The organism is Vibrio sp. 10N.286.49.B3 (assembly GCF_002873395.1).
Lineage (GTDB): Bacteria > Pseudomonadota > Gammaproteobacteria > Enterobacterales > Vibrionaceae > Vibrio.
Genome location: NZ_MCUV01000062.1, coordinates 1 through 473, shown reverse-complemented (window position 1 = coordinate 473; position 473 = coordinate 1). Strand labels below are relative to the sequence as shown.

The 473-nt window shown below is 39.1% G+C and carries 1 protein-coding gene; it reads right to left on the bottom strand.

Features of this window, described 5'->3' with window-relative positions:
• Positions 1-421: helix-turn-helix domain-containing protein (locus BCU68_RS15815; RefSeq protein WP_198591764.1), on the bottom strand; the 421-nt coding region annotated here is incomplete at its 3' end.
• Positions 422-473 lie beyond the last annotated feature (52 nt).

Here is a 473-nt window from a genome sequence, read left to right as displayed (position 1 = left end):
GTTTCGGGTGTTTAGACCGAGTTGTAATCCAACTTAAACCTATGTCATGTAATAGACGATAAATACCTGACTGTTGGTACTTTATATTAAAGTTATTTTCTATATAGAGACCAATGTCTTTTGCTTGTAGGCGACCGCCACTAGCGTTAATAGCGTGGTCTTTAACGTAATCTTTTAGCTGCTGTCTTTGCTTTTCAGTTAGGCGGGGAGGTCTTCCTGAGTGTGGTTTTTCTTGAAGCCCTTCAAGCCCATTATCTAGATAAGCTTTAACCCATTTATTCACACTTACCCTACTAACCTTGAGGTAGAGGGCGATCTCAGTGCGGTTTTTCCCATCAATAAAATGAGAAACAGCGAGATAACGGATTCTAAGTCTAGCGTTGGATGTGGCATTGATTAGACGTTGGAAATCATGGTTCATAGAAGCTCCTTTTCTATGAACCATTAGATCACAAAATTAATGTAATTGGTAT